Here is a 16,517-nt window from a genome sequence, read left to right as displayed (position 1 = left end):
CCTCGAAGACCTGGCATCGGAGATCAATCCGGTGACCAGGGGCTGGATCAACTACTTCGGGGCGTTCCGACGGTCCGCATTGTATCCAGTCCTCTACTCCATCGACCGCTACCTGGTCCGATGGCTGCAACGCAAGTACAGACGGTTCAGGGGACGTCCGGGACGGGCCTGGAGGACACTGCTGGCGATCAAACGCCGCAGACCCACCCTCTTCGCCCACTGGACGCTCTCCACGGCCAGCGGATAGCACGAGCCGGATGACGCGAGAGTGTCACGTCCGGATCTGTGGGGGCCGGCGGGTGAAACCCCCGCCGGCTACCCGGCGTTCGCACGACCAAAATCCTTCCTCCTTGCGGGTTGCCAGGTGCTCGTTCGACCTCTTTGCCCCTCTTGAGGTGAATTGATGGTGCTGCGTGGCGGTGCGGGCAGGCACCGGCCGGCACCCACGCACCGACCCGCCCGCGGGGTACATGCCCCGAGGGCGGGCGGGTTGCCGGGAGGTACGCGGCGGGATCAGTGCGGGCGCTCCCACCAGTGGTGGCGCCCGGAGCGCGCGCCCGAGCCGGCGCCGATCGGCGCGTTCTGGTCGGTACGACGCTCCTGCTCGGCCCGCTCGCGGTCGCTCATCGCCCGCCCGGCGGCTTCCTCGTCGGCACGGGTGCCCGGCCCACGGTTGCCGTCAGCACCGTGTACGTCGACGGTGTCGTGCCTGTCGACAGCGTGGTCGGCAGACGCACGCGGATCAGCGTGCCCGTTGTGGAACCGGCGCGGTTCGTCCGGGTAGACCGAGGCCTCGTCGAGCCGGTCGGACCCGGCACCCACCGGCTCGCGGTCGACCTGTGCCCGATCGTCGGGCCTGCCTGCGGAGCCCTCACGGCCGAAGGGCCTGAGCCCGGCCGGCTCGGCGCCGGCGTGCTCGCGGCCGGCCGATTCGCGACCGGCGTACCCGCGGTCCGCGTACTCGCGATCGGCGTACTGGCGATCGGCGTACTCGCGATCGGCGTACGAGCGGTCCGCGTACTCGCGGTCGGCGGGTGCCGCGGCGGCGCCGACCTCGGCGTGACGTCGGTGCCCGCGGGCGTGCCGACCGGTGGCCTCGGCCATCCCGAGCCGGCGGTTGCGGGCGGCGGCGACGTCACGCACACCGACCACGCTGAGTCGGCCCAGGGCGCTGGAACCGAGGAACAGGATCAACGAGCCCAGCCCGTAGAAGAAGCTGATCATGATCAGGGTCTGGCGGGTCTTCCCCCCGAGCGGCGTTCCGAGCGCCCCCGGATTCCAGATCTCGGAGAGCGGAGCACCGAGGACGAACCACAGGCCGGCCACCGCCGCCAGGGCCGCGCCGATCAGGGCGTTCGCCCGGTTGCGGCTGAACACCAGGATCAGACCGGCCACGATCGCCACGATTCCGGGCAGCACCGACAGCCAGAACCGGTTCGCGGTCCAGGACCACGCATCGGTGGTGAAGCCGAAGTCGAAGTACGGCCCCACGAAGGGGATGAGTGCTCCCCACAGGCCCGCCGCCACGAGCAGGACCCCGCTGAGCGCGCCCTTGGTGCGCGGGACGTGCATCATGTCTCGGCCGCGTGGCCGTTCGATCACATTTGTGTCCATCGCTTCTTCCTCCCCGGCGGACCGGTCGTGACCTCACCGCGGTCTGCGGTCGGTCACCGACTGGGTATCGGTCGCCGACTGGGTCGTGGTGACGTGGGACATCACCCCCGCCGGCAACAGCGCGAGGGCTGCCAGTGCCGCGACGCCCGCGGCCAGCCCCAGCAGCACCCAGGCGTTGAGGATCATCCCGACGAGCGCGAGCACCACTCCGACGACGACGACTGCGGTCAGTGCCCAGACGAGGACTGGCCGCTGCTGGGTCGGACTGGTGTGCACGGTCATCGGACACCTCGGTGTGGTTGGTGGCCGCGGTCTCGCGCGCGGACCGTTCCGTATCGGGGTACCCCGGTCCGGCGCATCCCATCGGGGGATCTGGCCACCAAACGTGGGACGACCTCGGCTTTCGTGCCGGTCGCCGGCGCGGCGCTCGGTAGTCTGGCGTCCCATGGGCCGGCCGAGCCGTCCCCGCCGGGGAGGACTCCTGGCAGGGACCTGCCTGGCAGTGCTGGCCGCGGCCGTCTTCGCCCCGGTCGGTACCGCCGTGCTCGTGGTGCACGAGACCGCCCAGAACGCGGCCTTCTACCGCGGCGCGCTGGAGACCGCCCAGGTCCACGAGCGGATCAGCGACGAGGTCCTGACCGACCCCCGGCTGGCGGATGTGACCAGTGACCTGCTGGCCGATCTCCCCGTGGACCCCGACCTCGTCGTCGACAACCTGCAGCTTGTGGTCCCGCCGTCCGCGCTGCGTGGGCTGACCGACGGTGTCGCCGACAACGTGGCCGCCTACCTGGACGGCAGCCAAGCGGAGTTCGTTCTCGCCGTCGACCTGAGCCCGGTCCTGGACAACATCGGCCGGCTGGCGTCGGTCTACCTGGCCGGCCAGGTGTCCGGCGCCCCGCGCTACCGCACCGAGGACGTCGCCGCGGCCCTGCGCGACGTGCTCGACGGGGTGGACCGGGTGAGCCAGGGCCGCCCGCCGGCCTCCATCCCCGAGATCGAGCTGACCGACGACCAGGCGTCCTGGGTGGCCGACCTGCTGCTGAGCAGGGTGGCGGAGCCCCGGCGGCCGCACGTGCGGGAGCAGGTGCTGGTCGCGCTGCGCTCCGGCGACCTCGGCGAGGCGCTGGCGCTCGTCGGTCCGCTGATCTTCGCCGGGGACGTCTCCGCGGTCGCCGACCTGCGCGCCCGGCTCGCCGGCGGCGCCGTGCTCGACCTGGGACGTCCGCTGTCGGGCGGTCGCGGCGGGTCGGCCGGGCTCGCGCTGCGGACGGTCCACCGGATCGGCGGCACCGGCATGGTGATCCTCGCGGCGCTCTGCTTCGCGGTGCCCGCCTGGGCCCTGGTGCGTGCGCTGCGCCCGCCCGGCCGGGCCGGTCCGCCTGGCCCGACCGGGCGGACCGGTGCACCCGGACCGTATGGCCCGTCGGGTCGACATGGCCCGTCAGGTCGACATGGCCCGTCAGGTCGGCCTGGACCGTCCGGGCGACGTGCCCCGTCGTACCGGCCCGGGCCGATGGCCGCGTTGCGGACGGTGAGCCTGGTGCTGGTCGCCGCCGGAGCGACCGTGACCGCGGCGAGCGTCGGAGTGACCGCAGCGATCGGCGATCCGCTGGTCGCGCTGCGCGGCCCCGACTCGCCGCTGCCGCCGGCGGGTCAGCGGCTGCTCGCCGACGTCGGGCAGGTGCTCGTCGCCGACGTCCGGTCGACCTGGCTGGCCATGGCGGTCGTCCCGCTGGTGGCCGGGGGAGTGCTCGCGACCGGGTCAGTGCTGGCCGGCTACATCTACCAGGCGCGGGGGCGGTTCCGGCGCCTGCTGGCGGTGGCCGGCGCGGCCCTGATGTTCCTCGGGGTGTCCTGGACGGTGCTGCCGGGCCAGGCGGGAACCGGCACCGCGTTCTGCAACGGTGGGGTCGAGCTGTGCGCCCGGCGTTACCCGGACGTCCTCTATCCAACGACGCACAACGGCATGGCGTCGGTGCGGGCGGGCTTCCTCGGCGCCGTGCAGGACCCGGACCTGGTCGGTCAGCTGGACAGCGGGATCCGGGCGCTGATGCTCGACGTCCACCACTGGACCACACCCGCCGAGGTCGAGACGTTCCTGGGCGAACTGCGCCCGGCCGCCCGCGAGGCCCTCGCGCCGTTCGCCACCGGGGCCCGCTCCGAGCGCCCCGGGCTCTGGCTCTGCCACGGGATCTGCCAGCTCGGCGCCACCGCACTGGACGACGCGCTCGCCGGCGTCGCGGGCTGGCTCGCCCGCAACCCGGCCGAGGTCATCACCCTGATCCTGCAGGACGAGGTCCCGCCCGAACCGGTCATGGCCGCTTTCCGGGCCGCCGGCCTCGGGGACTATCTGGCCCGCCCGCCCGCACCGGGACGGCCGTGGCCCACGCTGGGACAGATGATCGACCGCGGCCGGCGGCTCGTCGTCTTCGCCGAGAACGGTGACGTGCCGGGCACCTGGTACCGCAACTTCTTCCGCCTGAACGCGGACACACCGTTCGACGTGCGGATCCCCGGCGGTTTCAGCTGCCGGCTAGGCAGGGGCAACGCCCACCCGCAGATGCTGCTGATCAACCACTGGCTCACCGACCATGCCGCGACCCGGGCGGACGCGGCCCTGGTGAACACCGCGTCGGCGCTGGCCGCGCACACGGAGCAGTGCGCGGCCAGCGGGCTGCGGCCCACGTTTCTCGCCGTGAACTTCGCGACGGTCGGTGACCTGGTGCAGACCGTCGCGAACTACAACCGGCGCCGCCCACGCTGATGACCGACGTGCACCGCCGCGGTGCGCCCGGCCAGCCCGCGGTGGCGGTCAGCGCCGTCGGACATTTCCGCCGCCGGTGGAACGGACGCGACATCCCCGCAGGTAGCCCGGCTGTCGTGCCGTTCGAGGACGGCGCCGCCGGGGGAGGAATCCGGCCATGGAATCGCGGCGGCACCTGCCCTTCCGGATTCTGGGGCCGGTGGAGGTAAGCGCGCCCGACGGCAGCGCCGTGCCCATCGCGCAGCCGAAGAAGCGGCGCCTGCTGTCGCTGTTGCTGCTGGTCCGTGGCCGGTGGGCGAGCACCGAGCACATCCGCGCCGTGCTGTGGGATGTCGACCCGCCACCGTCGGCTGTCGGCAACATCAAGACCTACGTCTCGGACCTGCGCCAGGTTCTGCCGGAGGGTGAGACCGCGGGCCTCGGCCGGATCCAGGGCCGGCACGGTGCGTACCGGCTCAACGCGGCGGCGACGGAGGTCGACGTCTGGCTGTTCGAGGATCTCGCCCGTCGCGGCCAGGACGCCCGCTGGAACGGGGACGCCGCCCGCGCCGTCGAGCTGCTCGGCGACGCGCTGGCGGTGTGGCGGGGCGAGCCCTACGAGGATCTTCCGGAGGAGGTCGTCCGCACCGAGGCGGCCCGGCTGCGGGAGCTGCGGGCCGTCGTCCACGAGGACCTCGCCGACGCGCTGCTCGACCGCGGCCAGTACGACCGGGCGCTGCCGATGCTGCGGGCGCTGACGTTGCAGTACCCGCTGCGGGAGCGGCTGTGGGAGCAGTTCCTGGTCGCGGCGAGCTGCTCCGGGCACCGCGCCGACGCGCTGGTCGCCTACCGCACGGCCTACCACCTGCTGTCCCAGGAGCTCGGGGTCGAACCGAGCGTCGAGCTGCGCCGGATTCACGCCCAGGTGCTCGCCGGCGAGCCGGCCGAGACCGCCGCGGCGCGCAGGGTCCGGCACGGAGCCGGCGCGGACCACACGGACCACGCGGACCACACGGACCAGGACGGCCGACCGCGGCCCACCGGTGCCGGACGAGAGGACGGATCCTGACATGTCAACCCAGCTGCGAGAGCATGTCGTCCGCACCCACACCGACTACGGTGCCGTGCTGCTGGACGAGCGGACCGGCCGGTACTTCACGCTCAATCCGACCGCCGACGTCGCGGTCGGCGTCCTCGCCGGCGGCGGCACACCCGACCAGGCCGCGCAGGCGGTGACCGAGGCCTACGAGGTGGACACCGCCACCGCGCGGGCCGACATCGACGCGCTCGTCGCGCAGCTGCGCGACGCCGGGCTCGTCCGGTGACGTTGGTGACGATTCACGGCATCCGTGATCGGGCATGTCGGCCCGGCGGACATGGCGAGCGTCCGGGCGATGGCCCGGTCGGGCGTCGTGCCCGCGCTGGACGTCGTGCCGGCGCTGGACTTCATGCCCCGACGGGACGTCGTGCCCGTGCCGGGCGTGGTGACCCCGCGTGGCGCGGCGGCCGATCCGGGCGCGGGCCCACCGGCTGGCGGCGGGCCGCGGACACCGTGGTCGCCGTACCCGTCGTCGCGGTCGCCCGCGGGCTGACGAGGCTGCCGCCACGACGGCTGCGGCGGGTGATGGAGGTGCTGGCGGCCGGCACCCGCCCGGCAGGGTACGGGCAGACGCTGGCCGCGATGGAGGCGGTCACGGCGGTGAGCCGGACCTGCCGTGGCCCGGCCGGATGCCTGCCGCGCGCGGTGGCGACCGCACTGTTCTGCCGGGTTTCGGGGAGGTGGCCGACATGGCGGACCGGAGTCCGCGTCGCAGGCTCGTTCGCGGCGCACGCATGGGTGGAGGCCGACGGGCTGACGGTCGGCGAGTCGTTTCCCCCGGACGCGTTCCGACCTGTGATCACAGTACGGTCGCGGCCACGGGGCCGGGTGCGGTCGCGGTGACGCCGGCCGCCGACGGGTGGCCGGCCGGGTGGCCGGCCGGGGCGCCGCCGGTTCCGCCCGGCCACCCGGCCTATGCCGGCCCGCCACCGGGACCCCCGCCGTCCGGGCCACCGCCGGGTTTTCCGCCGTCCGGCCCGCCGCCGTCCGGCCCGCCACCGGGACCCCCGCCGCCGGGGGCATTTCCGCCGGGGCCGCCACCGCCTCGATTCCGTGGCCGGGGCAAGGCTCGCCCGGACGGGCCCCGGCCGGGTTTCGGGGACCTGTGGCGCCTGCTGCGCGGGCACGGCCGCCTGATCACCTTCGCGACGGCCCTGACCGCGTTCGGCTCGGTGATCGGCCTCGCGCAGCCGCTGCTGGTCCGCGGGGTCATCGACGGGGCGAGCACCGGGCACGTGCCGGCGCTGCTCATCGGGGTTCTCGTCGCGGTGTTCCTGCTGGAGGCGGCGGTCGACACCTGGGGGCACTACCTGCTGGAACGGACCGGCCAGCGCGTCCTGCTCGGGCTCCGCCACCGGCTGATCGGCCACCTGTTGCGGCTGCGCATCCGGGTGTTCGACGCCCAGCGGATCGGGGACCTGCTCTCCCGCTCCAACGCCGACACCATGGTCGTGCGAGACGCGGTCGCCTACAGCCTCACCACCCTCGTCACCAGCACCATCGGCGTGCTCGCGGCGATCGGGCTGATGGTGTGGCTGAGCCCGGTGCTGTTCGCGTTCGTGGTGGTGTCGGTCGTCGTCGCCGGCTCGGTCGTGGTGACGGCGCTGACGCGGGTGCGGTCCATCTCCGAGCAGGGGCAGGCGAGCGTCGGGCGGATGTCCGCCGACCTGGAGCGGGCGCTCACGGCGATCCGCACCGTGCGCGCGAGCAACGCCGAGGCCAGGGAGAGCGAACGCATCGGCGGGCACGCCGAGGACGCCTACCAGGCCGGGATGCGGATGGCGCGGCTGAGCGCGGTGATCGCGCCCGCCACCCAGCTCGCCGTCCAGGGCTCGGTGCTGGTCGTCCTGCTCGCCGGCGGTGTCCTCGTCGCCCGCGGGACCACCTCGCTGGGTGACCTGGTCGCGTTCCTCCTCTACGCGACCTACCTGGTGATGCCGCTGTCGCAGCTCATCGAGTCCGCGCAGACGATCCAACGTGGGCTCGGCGCGCTGACCAGGGTGAACGTCGTCTTCACGATGCCGCGGGAGGAACCCGACCCACGGGATGGATCCGACCGGCGGGATGGATCCGACCGGCGGGATGGATCCGACCGGCGGGCCCAGCCGGTCGGGGCCCAGCCGGCCGGGCCGGGCCAGCCGGCCGTCCCGGGGGCCCGACCGCCCGCGCTGGAGTTCCGTGACGTCTGGTTCTCCTACGGGCCGCGCCCGGTGCTGCGGGGCGTGTCGTTCACCGTTCCGGCCCGCGGGCAGGTCGCGCTGGTCGGTCCGTCCGGCGCGGGCAAGTCGACCATCCTGGGTCTCATCGAGCGCTTCTACGAGCCGGACGAGGGCGAGATCCTGCTCGGTGGGAGGCCGTTGGAGCAGGTGGGCCGCGCGCTGACGCGGCGCGAGGTCAACCTGGTCGAGCAGGACGCCCCGGTGCTCTGCGGCTCGCTGCGCGACAACATCGTCTACGCCCGGCCGGACGCGACCGAGGCCGAGGTCGCCGAGGTGGTCGACATCGCCCGGCTGACGACGGTGGTCCGGCGACTGCCCGCCGGGCTGGAGACCGACGTCGGTGACCACGGGGTCCTGCTCTCGGGAGGCGAGCGCCAGCGGGTGGCCGTCGCGCGTGCCCTGCTGGCGGCACCGGATCTACTGCTGCTCGACGAACCGACCTCGCAGATGGACGCGGTCAACGAGCGGGCCCTGACCCGGGCGATGGCGGACATCGCCGCCCGCCGCGCGCTGCTCGTGATCGCCCACCGTATCTCGACGGTGCGGGCCTCGGACCTGATCCTGGTCCTCGACGACGGGGCCCTGGTCGCCGCTGGGCGGCACGAGGACCTGCTGGGGCGATCCCCGCACTACGCCCGGCTCGCCGCCGGCACCCTGGACCGCACCGCCTGACCGGCCGGCTCGTTCCGCCTGATCAGCTGGCTTGTCCCAGCTGGCATCCGGTGAGTGCTGCCGGGCCCGGTCGCCCGCCGGGCCCGGTTCGTCCGGTCAGGGGGTCTGTCGGCGCAGGGTACCGGCCGCCAGCGCGAGGGCGACCACGGCGCACCCCGCGATGACGAGGGCGTCCCGCACGACCATCATCGACACCCCGGGTCTCGTGCTGATCCGGCTCAGCGCATCGACGACGTAGGTCATCGGCATGAGCATGCTGACCACGCCGAGAACCGGGTGCAGCTGATCGTGCGGGACGAGGATGCCACAGAGCAGGAACTGCGGGAGCAGCACCGGCGGCAGGAACTGCACCGCCTGGAACTCGGAGTTCGCGAAGGCGCTCGTGAGCAGGCCGAGCGCGGTGCCGAACAGGGCGGAGAGCACGGCGAGCAGGCCGAGCATCACCAGCGGCCCGGCGATGGCCAGGTGCAGTAACGCGACGGCGGTCGTCGTCGTGATCGCGGCCTGCGCGACGGCGAGCAGGCCGAAGGCGACGCCGTAGCCGGTGAGCAGGTCGCCGCGGCCGATCGGCGTGGTCATCAGCCGCTCCAGGGTGCCGGAGCGCCGCTCCCGCAGCATCGCCACCGAGGTCAGGAAGAACATCGTCATCAGCGGGAACACCCCGAGCAGGCCCGCCCCGGCCCGGTCGAACGCCGTCGGGCTCTGCGCGAAGATCGCCTGCAGCAGCACCAGCAGTGCCGGTGGGAGCACGAGCACGAGCAGGATGGTCCGCGGATCCCGGCGCATCTGGCGCAGCACCCGCAGCGCGGTGACGGTCGTGCGCGGCAGGTTCAGCCGAAGGCCACGGTCGTCGCACTGCTGGGGGGCCGCCGCGGAGCGGGACGTCCCCGGAGAGCCGGCGGTCTCCGGCGGGTTGGCGGTCTTCAGCGGGTCGGCGGTCTCCGGCGGGTCGGCGCAGTCCGTTGTCGCCCGGCTGAGGTCCTGGGCCCGCTCGGCGGGTGGCGGTGGCGTCTGCCGCGGCGCTCGGCGGGGTTCGACCAGGCACAGAAAGGCGTGGTCGAGATCAGCGGCGCCGGTGATCTCGAGCAGCGACTCGGGGGTCTCGTCGGCGATCAGCCGGCCCTCGCGCAGCAGCAGCAGCCGGTCGCAGCGGGAGGCCTCGTCCATCACGTGGGAGCTGATGAGCAGGGTGAGCCCCTGGTCGGCCAGCTGGTGGAAGCCGTCCCACAGCTCGCGCCGCAGCACCGGATCGAGCCCGACGGTCGGCTCGTCCAGCACGAGGAGCTCCCGCCCGCCGATGATGGCGGCGGCCAGCGAGACCCGGCCGCGCTGACCGCCGGAGAGCCGTCCGACCTGGGTGTGCATCTCGGCCGAAAGGCTGACCCGGGCGGCGGCGCGCTCCGCCCCGCGGATGACCTCCTGCGGGCTGAGCGCGCCCTGCTGGGCGCTGAGCGCCGTGAAGTAGCGCAGGTTCTCCGTCACGGTCAGGTCGCTGTAGACGGAGGCGGTCTGGGTGGCGTAGCCGACCCGGCGGTGCAGCTCGCGCTCGCACGGCCCGCGGCCGAGCACCCGCAGGTCACCGCTCACCCCGCGCTGAATACCGACGATCGCCCGCATCAGCGTCGTCTTCCCGCATCCGCTCGGGCCGAGCAGGCCGGTCACGGTTCCCCGCTCGACCTCGAAGGACACCCCGTGGACGATTTCCCGGCCGTCGCGGCCACCCCAGGCCGTCCCGCGCCGAATTCGGACGTCGACCGCTTTGATCGCCAGCACGTCGTCCACATTCTCGGTGCGTCGGTCCGATGTTTTCACCTCGGCCACGGGCTCAACCCTAGCCCGATCGCCGTCCCCGTGACGCCCGATACAATGACCCGTATGGCCGAGGTCGGCGGGAATACGACGAAAAATGCGAAGCGCGTGGCGGCGGATCCGTTCCGGCATTCCCGGGGATTTCCGGACGCGGGCGTGGTGATTGTCGAGTACGGTGACTTCGAGTGCCCGTACTGCGCCCGAGCAGCCGGTATCCTGCATGAGCTGGTGAATACCTCCGACGGTCAGGTCCGGCAGGTCTTCCGGCACTTTCCGGTGTTCGATCTGCATCCCTACGCGCTGACGGCCGCGCTGGCGGCCGAGGTGGCCGGCGCGCACGGGTTTTTCTGGGAGATGCACGACCTGATGTTCGCCAATCAGGACAAGCTCGCCGACAAGTACCTGATGGGCTTTGCCCGGGCCGTCGGCCTTGACTCCGATCTCGTCGTCGGCGACCCGGCGCAGCCCTACGGCGACGCGGTGGAGGACGACTACGCCAGCGCCGCGCAGCTGCGGGTCGAGGGCACCCCAACGATCTTCATCGACGGGGTGCGTTACCGTGGCCGGCTGGAACTCGGCCCGTTGCGCGCCGCCGTCGCCCGTGCCGGGGGCGGGGCCGGCCAGCCGGCGAACGGGCAGCCAGGGGACGGCCAGCCAGGGGACGGACCATCATCGGATGACGGGGCTGACCGCCGGCGCCGGCGCGCGCCATGGTCGCGGCGGTAGCGCCGGGATTGCCTCGTCCGTACCCGGAGAGCACAGCGACCAGCGTTCTCCGACGTACCGCAGGGTGATCGTGCCCAGCACGGCGGAGATGACGGAGCCCGCGATGATTCCGATCTTCGCCTGTTCGGCGAGGGCGGGGTCGGTGAAGGCCAGCTCGGTGATGAACAGGGAGATGGTGAAGCCGACCCCGGCGAGGATGGCCGCGCCCACCAGGTGGCCGTAGCGAACGCCGCCGGGCAGCGCGCCGAGCCCGCTGCGGATCGCCACCACCGCCGCCGCGGTGATGCCGACCGCGTTTCCGACCAGCAGCGCGACGGCAACCCCGATCGTCACCGACGACGACGCCGCGGCCGTCAGCGCGTGGCTGTCCAGGTGCACACCCGCGTTGGCCAGACCGAAGACCGGCACGATCACGTAGGCACTGAGCGGATGCAGGCTGTACTGGAGCCGCTCGCTGGTGGCGACGGTGGCCCGGGCGGCCGACACGGCGAGCGCGGCGCGCCCGGCCGTCGAGTCCTCCCGCAGCGCGCGCACGTAGATCGGCACGTTGTCGATCTGTTCGCGGCGCGGGGGAGCCGAGGGCAGCACGAGGCCGACGATCACCCCGGCCAGTGTCCCGTGCACGCCGGACGAGTAGATCGCGACCCACAGCGCCACCGCGGCGAGCACGTACGGCCCCAGCCGCCAGACCCGCATCCACCGCATCGCGGCGATCAGCAGCAGCAGTGCACCGGACGCACCCAGCCACCCGGGCTCCACGTGTTCGGTGTAGAAGACCGCGACCACCGCGATCGCCCCGATGTCGTCGACGATCGCGAGGGTGAGCAGGAACAGCCGCAGCCGGTCCGGGCAGCGCGGCCCGAACAGGGCGAGGATGCCGATGACGAACGCGGTGTCCGTCGACATCGGGATGCCCCAGCCCACCGCGGCGGGACCGGACGGGTTGAACAGGAAGTAGATCAGGGCCGGCAGGCCAAGCCCACCGACGGCCGCGAGCGCCGGGACCGCCACCGTCCGGCGGTCACGCAGCTCCCCGGTGGTGAACTCGCGGTTGATCTCCAGGCCGACCACGGCGAAGAAGATCGCCATCGCGCCGTCGTTGACCCAGTGATGCAGCGACATCGACAGCGTCGCGTCGCCCACGCCGAGCGTGGCGGTGGTCTCCCACAGGTCGTGGTAACTGTCGCTGACCGGGCTGTTCGCCCAGACCAGCGCCATGACCGCGGCGATGACCAGCAGGACGGCACCACCCGCCTCGGTGGCGAGGAACTCCCGCACCGACGGCGCGACCTGGGGAAGCCGGACCCGCAGCTCGGGCCCCGGCCTGGTCGGCGCGGTCACGCCGGCTCGGACCGGGACGGTGTCGCCATGCGGAGCGGTGCTGGCCTTCGGAACGCTTCCGGCCTCCGGGGCGGTGCCGGCCTTCGTGTCGTCATCGTGGGCGGTCGAACCTCCGCGGCAGCCATCCGGCAATCGTGTCAGGTCGTGAGGCGTCGACTCGTCAGCTGCGGCGGACCTTCCAGATGCACTCCGACGGCCACCGGCGGGCCCACGCCTCCTCGGCGCTGTCGCGGTGCGACGAGTCCAGCTCGTTCTCGGGCCGCGGCTCGACGAGGTCCTCGACGACCAGCCCGCAGTCGCGGAACAGCCGGATCCACGCCCCGTACGGAAGGTTGGCGCTGACCAGGCCGTCGGTGTCGGAGATCAGGCGAAGGCCGAAGTAGTCGCCGACGAGCCGGTCGCCGGCCGCCTCCGCGCCGTCCGGGATGCTGATCTCGTAGATCGGGCTGACATGCCCGAACGCCAGCAGACCGCCGGGGCGCAGGATCCGCGCGGCCTCGGGCACGGCCCGGTACGGGTCGGCGAACGAGAACGCGCCGTGGTCGGCGAAGACGATGTCGAACGCGGCGTCGGCGAACGGCACGTCCTCGGCGCTGGCCTGGACCAGCGGGAAGTCCAGCCCGGTCTCGCGCTGCAGCTTGCGGCTGTGGTGCAGCTGCCGTTCGGACAGGTCCAGCCCGACCGGGCGGGCGCCGCGCCGGGCGAGCGCGGTGGACCACTGACTGCCGCCGCAGCCCATCTCGAGCACGTCGAGTCCGACGACATGGCCGAGAATGTTCAGTCGCGACTCCGGGATGCCCCACACGCCCCAGGTGATGTCCCCGGTGAAGGCCTGCTCACGGATCTGCGGGGCGTTGAACCGCTGGTAGTCGTCGGAGATCTCGTTCCACCGGGTGCGGTTGTTCCGCACATGGGCGTCGTTGCCGATCATCCTTTCGTCGCTCCTCGTTGAACGTCGTCGCCACGTCACGTGGCCCGGGCTGGTCGGGGATGCCGGTGGTGGACGACGTCCGCGCCGTGTCCCGGATGTCCGGGCTGGCCCGCCCTGGGCGTGGGCCTGCACCGGGTGACCGGCCGGGTGGCCCGCCGGTGACCGGGCAGGTGAACGGCGAACGCGCGGCATCCGCCGGGCTCCGTGACTGTATGAGACACGACAAAGAACACATACGGCGGGTACACCTGCGAACGGGACAGGTCACTCCGCGGTGACGGTCAACCGGGTCTCCCCGGAATGTCGATGACGATCACGGTGATGTTGTCGGCCCCGCCGGCCCGCAGCGCGACGTCGACCAGATGCCGCGCCACGGCGATCGGCGTGGCCCCGGTCCCGGTCCCGGTGCTGGTCCCGGTCCCGGTCCCGGTCCCGGTTCCGGGACCGGAGCCGGAGCCGGAACCGGAGGCGTCGACGTGTGCCGCGAGCGTCGCCGCGGCCGAGGCGTAGTTCCACAGCCCGTCGCTGCACAGGACGACCCGCCCGGGCGGCCGCAGCCCCACGACCCGGGTCCTCGGCGGCCAGGACGTCCGCGCGTTGCCCAGCCAGCGGGTGATGGTGTGCGCGGCACGGCCCTGCTCGGCGAGCTCCGGCGGCAGCAGCCCGGCCCGGACGGCCTCCGCGGCCATGGTGTCGTCCTCGGTGAGGACCCGTGCCCCGGCGCCGTCGACCAGGTAGGCCCGGCTGTCTCCGAGCCAGCCGACGGCGAGGACGTCGTCCAGCACGATGGCGCCGACGAACGTGCATGCCGGTGCCAGGCCCTGCTCCTCGGCGACGCCGAGCACGGCGTCCTGGGCGGCCTGGACGGCGTCGGTGAGTGCGGTGGTCAGCGCCTTGTGCAGCTCCGGTGCCACGGCTGGTGCGTCCCCGGGCTCGACCGGCGCAGGGTCCGGATCGGGTGTCGCGGAGGCGACCAGCCGGGCCAGTGTCGCCGCGGCTGCCGCAGCGGCCGCCTGCGCGGCCGGACCGGAGCCGAACGCGCTGGACACGCCGTCACAGACCACACCGACGGCACCGCCGAGCCGCGGGCCGTGGACGCCCGGCGGGAGCAGCTCGAGACCCATCCCGTCCTCGTTGTGGATATGCACCCGGCCGCGGTCCGACAGGCCGGCCGCGGCGCCCAGGTCGGACAGCCAGGTGTCCGGACCGTGCTGCGGCGCGGCCCGCAGCCCGCACTCCCGGCAGAAACCGTCCTCGTCGACGGCCGTCGCGCCGCATTCGTCGCAGGCCGTGCGCCCGTCGGCCTCGGCGGTCGGCGCGGCGGCGTCCGGGTCAGCCGCGGGAGGAGGTGCGGAGGGCTCAGGGCCGGCCGGCGGTGTTCCTCCCGTATCCATACGGATGACCTTCTCCTACAGGATTGGGTGGGAGAAGACCCGTGCCGTGTCGGCTGCGTGTCAGGGCGGACACGGTTTCTCCCGGGAGGAGCCTGTCGCGGACTGGGGCCGGTCAGGACCGCTGCTCGGTGGGCGGGGAGGCCCGCGCTCCACGAACGCGGCCGGACCTCCGGGAGCCCGGGAGGCCGGTGACTCGGTGGCTTGGTGACGTGGTGGCTCGATCTCTGGCGGGTCGCAAGGGTGAACGATTCTCGACCAGAATCCTCGCTTCTTGTGGGCCGCCAAGTAAATCGCCATCCCTTTTGCCCCTCTTGAGGTGAATCGCCGGGTGCTGTGCGGCGGCGCGGGATCCTCGACGGGTGGGCCGTGCGGGTGGGGGCGCGGAGCGGCGCCAGTTCTGTCGGAGGTGACCGGCACACTGCTGGGCATGAGGGTCAACGATGAGTGAGGTTCTTGCCGGCCCGCCCGTGGCTGCCGGCCCGCCGGGCGAGGATTCGGCCGTTCCCGGAGCATCAGCGCAGGCCGTCGAACTGCTGGAGCCGTTCCGCCGGGAGCTGACCGGCTACTGCTACCGGATGCTGGGCTCCCCGTTCGACGCGCAGGACGCGGTGCAGGAGACGATGATCCGCGCCTGGCGCGGTATCGACCGGTTCGAGGGCCGGGCCGCCCTTCGGTCGTGGCTGTACCGCATCGCGACCAACGTCTGCCTCACGGCACTGAGCGCCGGTGAGCGCCGGGCCCGCCCGATGGACCTCACCGGCCCGTCCACCGCCGACACGCCCGTGCGCGCACCGCTGCCGGAGGCGACCTGGATCGTCCCCGCACCCGACGGGCAGGTGCTCGCCACCGGCCCGGGTGGCGCCGACCCGGCGGACGTCGCCACCCGCCGGGAGAGCGTCCGGCTCGCGTTCGTCGTCGCGTTGCAGCACCTGCCGGCCCGCCAGCGGGCGGTGCTGATCCTGCGGGAGGTGTTCGGCTGGTCGGCGAGCGAGACGGCCCAGCTGCTGGACAGCACGGTCGCCTCGGTCAACAGCGCGCTGCAGCGGGCCCGGGCCACCATCGCCGCGATCGACCCCTCCGAGGCGGAGCCGTTGCGGCCGGCCGACGCCGAGCAGCAGGCGCTGCTCGCCCGCTACGTCGACGCCTTCGAGCGGTACGACATGGACGCCCTGGTCGAGCTGCTGCATGAGGGCGTGACACTGTCCATGCCGCCGCTGGACCTGTGGCTGCGCGGGCACGGCGACGTCCGGGCCTGGATGCTGGGCACCGGGTCCGGGTGCCGGGGCTCCCGTCTGCTGCCGACGACGGCCAACGGCCATCCCGCCTTCGGCCAGTACCGGCCGAGCGCGTCGGGGGCCGGTCACGACCCCTGGGGCCTGGTCGTCCTGGAGATCGCGGCCGGCCGGGTGATCGGCATCAACACCTTCCTGGACGTCGAACGCCTTTTTCCCGCGTTCGGCCTGCCGGCACACCTGCCGCCCGAGGTGTGATCATCCGGCGGGCGTGGCCGGGCCGGCCGATGGTCGTTCATCGGCCAGCCCGGCGAGGCCTGTGAGGGCGAGCAGGTTCCGCAGCGGTGCGGGCGCCTCCAGCCGGAACGCGCGGTTGTGTCGTCTGGCCACGAGCGCCAGCCGGGCGACCGCCTCGACGACCACCAGGTCCGCCCGGCCGACCGCGGTGGCGTCGACGAGCAGGGCCTGCCCCGGGTGGTTCCGCAGGAGCCGTTCCGCCTGCCCGCACAGACCGGAGAGGTCGTCCCGGCGCGGCGCCGCCGGTAGGTGGAACACCACCGGGGCCAGGCCGGGCGGAGGGGATGTCGGATCCTCGGGCATTGCTGCGCTCCCATCCGTCGGGGGGAGCTGCCACCGCCCGCCCACAGACTGCAGACCCCCGTCACGGGACGAACTCATCGCCCGCGGGCCCGTGGTGCCCGTCGGTCCGGCGCGGGGCCGCGCCGCCGAATGGGTGG

General features: G+C 73.3%; 16 protein-coding genes. 9 read left to right on the top strand and 7 right to left on the bottom strand.

Annotated features, from left to right (window positions below):
• Nucleotides 1-247: group II intron maturase-specific domain-containing protein (locus tag AWX74_RS24300; protein ID WP_278184653.1), on the top strand; the 247-nt coding region annotated here is incomplete at its 5' end.
• Between the two features lie 266 nt (nt 248-513).
• On the opposite strand, the gene AWX74_RS42125 is transcribed toward AWX74_RS24300, so the two are convergent.
• Nucleotides 514-1,614: a hypothetical protein gene (locus AWX74_RS42125; RefSeq protein WP_091281356.1), complete on the bottom strand. Its 1,101-nt coding sequence runs from the start codon at nt 1,612-1,614 to the stop codon at nt 514-516.
• Between the two features lie 33 nt (nt 1,615-1,647).
• Nucleotides 1,648-1,896 carry a hypothetical protein gene (locus AWX74_RS24290; RefSeq protein WP_091281352.1) on the bottom strand — a complete coding sequence of 83 codons (249 nt, stop codon included), beginning with the start codon at nt 1,894-1,896 and terminating at the stop codon, nt 1,648-1,650.
• 220 nt (nt 1,897-2,116) lie between these two features.
• On the opposite strand from AWX74_RS24290, the gene AWX74_RS24285 reads away from it, so the two are divergent.
• The 6 genes from AWX74_RS24285 to AWX74_RS24260 all read left to right on the top strand — a co-directional run bounded on the left by AWX74_RS24285 (nt 2,117) and on the right by AWX74_RS24260 (nt 8,347).
• A complete protein-coding gene (locus tag AWX74_RS24285) occupies nt 2,117-4,378 on the top strand; it encodes a phosphoinositide-specific phospholipase C-related protein (protein WP_091281349.1) in 2,262 nt (753 codons plus the stop codon).
• A 157-nt stretch (nt 4,379-4,535) separates the two neighbouring features.
• Entirely contained in the window at nt 4,536-5,426 is an 891-nt protein-coding gene (locus AWX74_RS24280) for an AfsR/SARP family transcriptional regulator (protein WP_091281346.1), read from the top strand.
• Nucleotide 5,427: 1 nt separating this feature from the next.
• Nucleotides 5,428-5,682: a lasso peptide biosynthesis PqqD family chaperone gene (locus AWX74_RS24275; protein WP_091281343.1), complete on the top strand. Its 255-nt coding sequence runs from the start codon at nt 5,428-5,430 to the stop codon at nt 5,680-5,682.
• A 24-nt stretch (nt 5,683-5,706) separates the two neighbouring features.
• Nucleotides 5,707-5,949: a hypothetical protein gene (locus tag AWX74_RS24270; RefSeq protein WP_091281339.1), complete on the top strand. Its 243-nt coding sequence runs from the start codon at nt 5,707-5,709 to the stop codon at nt 5,947-5,949.
• The gene (locus tag AWX74_RS24265) at nt 5,910-6,299 is read left to right on the top strand and encodes a lasso peptide biosynthesis B2 protein (RefSeq protein ID WP_091281336.1); all 390 of its coding nucleotides are present in this window, start codon (nt 5,910-5,912) and stop codon (nt 6,297-6,299) included. The genes AWX74_RS24270 and AWX74_RS24265 overlap by 40 nt, the downstream gene beginning before the upstream one ends.
• The gene (locus AWX74_RS24260; protein ID WP_091281334.1) at nt 6,296-8,347 is read left to right on the top strand and encodes an ABC transporter ATP-binding protein; all 2,052 of its coding nucleotides are present in this window, start codon (nt 6,296-6,298) and stop codon (nt 8,345-8,347) included. The genes AWX74_RS24265 and AWX74_RS24260 overlap by 4 nt, the downstream gene beginning before the upstream one ends.
• A gap of 96 nt (nt 8,348-8,443) precedes the next feature.
• Here the strand turns inward: AWX74_RS24260 and AWX74_RS24255 are convergent, their stop codons facing one another.
• Nucleotides 8,444-10,036, bottom strand: a complete 1,593-nt coding sequence (locus AWX74_RS24255) for an ABC transporter ATP-binding protein/permease (protein ID WP_242666384.1) — start codon at nt 10,034-10,036, stop codon at nt 8,444-8,446.
• Nucleotides 10,037-10,039: 3 nt separating this feature from the next.
• Between AWX74_RS24255 and AWX74_RS24250 the strand changes: the two genes are divergently transcribed.
• Nucleotides 10,040-10,882 (top strand): DsbA family protein, encoded by an 843-nt coding sequence (locus tag AWX74_RS24250; RefSeq protein WP_242666383.1) that lies wholly within the window; start codon nt 10,040-10,042, stop codon nt 10,880-10,882.
• Here the strand turns inward: AWX74_RS24250 and nhaA are convergent.
• The 3 genes from nhaA to AWX74_RS24235 form a co-directional block, all read right to left on the bottom strand.
• Entirely contained in the window at nt 10,826-12,223 is a 1,398-nt protein-coding gene (gene nhaA, locus AWX74_RS24245) for a Na+/H+ antiporter NhaA (RefSeq protein WP_091281413.1), read from the bottom strand. The two genes, AWX74_RS24250 and nhaA, sit on opposite strands and share 57 nt — an antisense overlap.
• A gap of 160 nt (nt 12,224-12,383) precedes the next feature.
• Nucleotides 12,384-13,154 carry a class I SAM-dependent methyltransferase gene (locus AWX74_RS24240; RefSeq protein ID WP_091281325.1) on the bottom strand — a complete coding sequence of 257 codons (771 nt, stop codon included), beginning with the start codon at nt 13,152-13,154 and terminating at the stop codon, nt 12,384-12,386.
• Between the two features lie 281 nt (nt 13,155-13,435).
• Nucleotides 13,436-14,548, bottom strand: a complete 1,113-nt coding sequence (locus AWX74_RS24235; protein ID WP_091281322.1) for a PP2C family protein-serine/threonine phosphatase — start codon at nt 14,546-14,548, stop codon at nt 13,436-13,438.
• A gap of 440 nt (nt 14,549-14,988) precedes the next feature.
• On the opposite strand from AWX74_RS24235, the gene AWX74_RS24230 reads away from it, so the two are divergent.
• Nucleotides 14,989-16,038 (top strand): sigma-70 family RNA polymerase sigma factor, encoded by a 1,050-nt coding sequence (locus AWX74_RS24230; RefSeq protein ID WP_091281319.1) that lies wholly within the window; start codon nt 14,989-14,991, stop codon nt 16,036-16,038.
• Here the strand turns inward: AWX74_RS24230 and AWX74_RS24225 are convergent, their stop codons facing one another.
• Nucleotides 16,039-16,380, bottom strand: coding sequence for an STAS domain-containing protein (locus tag AWX74_RS24225; protein ID WP_091281316.1), 342 nt, complete (start codon nt 16,378-16,380; stop codon nt 16,039-16,041).
• Nucleotides 16,381-16,517: the final 137 nt, after the last annotated feature.

Origin of the sequence: Parafrankia irregularis (assembly GCF_001536285.1) — a bacterium.
GTDB classification, from domain to species: domain Bacteria; phylum Actinomycetota; class Actinomycetes; order Frankiales; family Frankiaceae; genus Parafrankia; species Parafrankia irregularis.
Note: the sequence above shows the minus strand (reverse complement) of the source record. Positions and strands in the feature narration are given on the sequence as shown.

Coding starts and splice junctions, on each gene's coding strand:
- AWX74_RS42125 (WP_091281356.1), bottom strand. CDS start 1,614: ATGGACACAAATGTGATCGAACGGCCACGCGGCCGAGACATGATGCAC.
- AWX74_RS24290 (WP_091281352.1), bottom strand. CDS start 1,896: ATGACCGTGCACACCAGTCCGACCCAGCAGCGGCCAGTCCTCGTCTGG.
- AWX74_RS24280 (WP_091281346.1), top strand. CDS start 4,536: ATGGAATCGCGGCGGCACCTGCCCTTCCGGATTCTGGGGCCGGTGGAG.
- AWX74_RS24275 (WP_091281343.1), top strand. CDS start 5,428: ATGTCAACCCAGCTGCGAGAGCATGTCGTCCGCACCCACACCGACTAC.
- AWX74_RS24240 (WP_091281325.1), bottom strand. CDS start 13,154: ATGATCGGCAACGACGCCCATGTGCGGAACAACCGCACCCGGTGGAAC.
- AWX74_RS24235 (WP_091281322.1), bottom strand. CDS start 14,548: ATGGATACGGGAGGAACACCGCCGGCCGGCCCTGAGCCCTCCGCACCT.
- AWX74_RS24230 (WP_091281319.1), top strand. CDS start 14,989: ATGAGTGAGGTTCTTGCCGGCCCGCCCGTGGCTGCCGGCCCGCCGGGC.
- AWX74_RS24225 (WP_091281316.1), bottom strand. CDS start 16,380: ATGCCCGAGGATCCGACATCCCCTCCGCCCGGCCTGGCCCCGGTGGTG.